General features: G+C 44.3%; 3 protein-coding genes. All 3 read left to right on the top strand.

The window, feature by feature from the left end; translation table 11 throughout:
* Window positions 1–732, top strand: a 732-nt coding sequence (gene guaA / locus H740_RS11055; protein WP_002953872.1) for a glutamine-hydrolyzing GMP synthase, incomplete at its 5' end; no start/stop codon positions are given.
* 131 nt (window positions 733–863) lie between these two features.
* Window positions 864–1,508, top strand: coding sequence for a cupin domain-containing protein (locus H740_RS11050; RefSeq protein WP_002953871.1), 645 nt, complete (start codon window positions 864–866; stop codon window positions 1,506–1,508).
* Window positions 1,509–1,546: 38 nt separating this feature from the next.
* The coding region (locus H740_RS11045) for a PIN domain-containing protein (protein WP_002953870.1) at window positions 1,547–2,494 on the top strand (948 nt) is incomplete at its 3' end.

The following is a 2,494-nucleotide window of genomic DNA, read 5'->3' as shown; positions in this document are numbered from 1 at the left end:
CTTGGCGTGGAGCTAGTTAGCATAGATGCGAGTAAAACTTTCCTAGAAAGGCTTGCGGGCGTAACCGATCCCGAGAAAAAACGTAAGATAATCGGCGAAACTTTCATCGAAATCTTTGAAAAAGAGGCCAAAAAGCACGATAACGTCAAATTTTTAGCCCAAGGCACGCTCTATACCGACATCATCGAAAGCTCGGTCGTGGGATCTAGCAAGACGATCAAAAGCCACCATAACGTGGGCGGACTGCCTGATTGGATGAGCTTTGAGCTGATCGAGCCGTTACGAGAAATCTTTAAAGACGAGGTGCGTCAGCTAGGCCTTGAGCTCGGTCTTTCGCGAGAGCTCGTGTTTCGTCATCCATTCCCTGGACCGGGCCTTGCGATCCGCATAATGGGCGAAGTAAATACGCCAAGCCTTGAGCTACTACGTAAAGCTGATGTGATCCTGCGAGACGAGCTAAAATCAAGCGGTTGGTACAACAAAACGTGGCAGGCATTTTGCGTGCTTTTAAACGTAAATTCAGTCGGTGTAATGGGCGACAATCGCACCTACGAAAATGCCGTGTGCATACGCGTAGTGGACGCCAGCGACGGTATGACGGCTAGCTTCTCACGCCTACCGTACGACCTGTTAGAAAACGTCTCTCGCCGCATCATAAACGAAGTAGACGGCATCAACCGCGTAGTTTACGACATCTCAAGCAAACCGCCTGCAACGATAGAGTGGGAGTAAAATTTAGGCGTTTTTGCGCCTAAATTTTATTTAAAACCGATTCAAAATTTACTAAAAAGAGATAATCCTTATCAATAAATCGTCCGAAAATTTTAGCTACAATGACACGTAAATTTACGAAAGGAAGAAAAATGAGTAAAATTTACAATCTAAACGCCGACACGAAAGTCATCGCAAAAAGCGTCGTTAGCAAGAGAATTTTTGATTGCGAGAATGCTCACGTCGACGTGTTTGCCTTTGATACGGGCGAGGAGCTGGATCACGAGATGCTATTTTGCGACAGCCTTGCATGGGTCGTAGAGGGCGGCGCGAGTTTGCACTACGGCGACAAGCAGATGTGCCTAGGCGGCGAAGAGGCCTGCCTGATAGAGAAAAAAGTGTGGCGAAAACTAGTTTTCAACGAACCGACGAAATACGTCTCAATCGATTTTAAGGAGGACTTAATGATAGATCATTTACCTAAGGCGGCTATTTTTAGCCTAGTGGATGCGGTCGAATACGAAGAAGGCAAAATCGTGAGCAAAACGCTCGTCAAAAACGAAAGCGGCTCGATGTCGCTACTGTCGTTTTCAAAGGACCAACAGCTCTCCACTCACGCGGCTCCGGGCGACGCTCTTTTGGTCGCGCTTGACGGCGAGATGAAGCTAACCATCGGCGACGAGCATTTTGATATCAAAAAAGGCGATACTATCGTGCTTCCGGGTAAAATCCCGCACGGGCTAAAGATTCCGGAAAAATTTAAAATGCTGCTTATCGTGACAAAAGATAAGATGTAGAGTTTCGGGGTGCTTGCCCCGACTCGTTTAGGAAATATATGGCAAGATTTATAATAGATGATGAAAACATAAGCGTAGATAATCTAGCGACGCTAAAAAAGCTAGACCGAAAAGATAAAATTTATATCGTAACTAACGATAGGCAAAAGCTAAGCATCTCCGTTTTGGCGTGGTTTCTGGCACGAAAAATCAAAATAAAAATCATACTTTTACAAAGCGCTCACAAGGATTACGCGGATAAAATAATTACGTTTTTGATGGGTAAACTCTCGCGCAAAAAAGATAAAATTTACATCGTCAGCAATGATAAATTTTACGACGACGTGATAGAGTTTTTTAATAAACAAGATAAAAACGGCGGCGAATTTCATAAACTCAAATTTGACTTCAATCGCTCGCATACGGCGCAGCTCATCGAAGAAAACCGAGACGAAATCGCGATCTTGATACGAAACTCGGGTAGCCTCAGCGAGCTTCATATGAAATTTATCTCAAAATTCGGCAGCAAAAACGGCGCCGGCGTGTATAACGCGCTCAAAGAAGACGCTAGGAAAATTTACAAAAAACCTCAGCTCGATAACCTGCAAAAAGGCGAAGTAAAGCGTATCGCAGCGCCAAATTCCGCAAAATCTAGGCCGGTGACGCAAGGCGATGAGCAAAAACTTGACGAGCGAGAAAAAACGCAAACAGAGTCAAATTTAAACGGCGAAATTTTGCACGCTCAAAGTGCCTCGGCAAAAGAGCAAAATTTAGAAGTTGGTTCGCAAATCGATCAAAATTTAGAAAATAGCTCGCAAAATGTTCAAAATTTAGAGCCAGAAAAACTGCAATCTTTAGAGAGAAAAAGCGGCGCTGCGACAGTCGAGGAAATTAAAGTCGCTGAGTCAAATTTGAGCGATAAACTCGCTTCTACCGAGCATTCAAAAGGTGCGGAGATCGAGGTTTCTAGCGAAAATCTAAATGCGAACGAAAAAGGGCAAAATTTA

It is taken from the genome of Campylobacter showae CC57C, from assembly GCF_000344295.2.
Classification (GTDB): domain Bacteria; phylum Campylobacterota; class Campylobacteria; order Campylobacterales; family Campylobacteraceae; genus Campylobacter_A; species Campylobacter_A showae_B.
Note: the sequence above shows the minus strand (reverse complement) of the source record. Positions and strands in the feature narration are given on the sequence as shown.

Bases quoted from the DNA above. Each gene is read 5' to 3' on its own strand.
- H740_RS11050 (WP_002953871.1), top strand. From the start codon at position 864: ATGAGTAAAATTTACAATCTAAACGCCGACACGAAAGTCATCGCAAAA.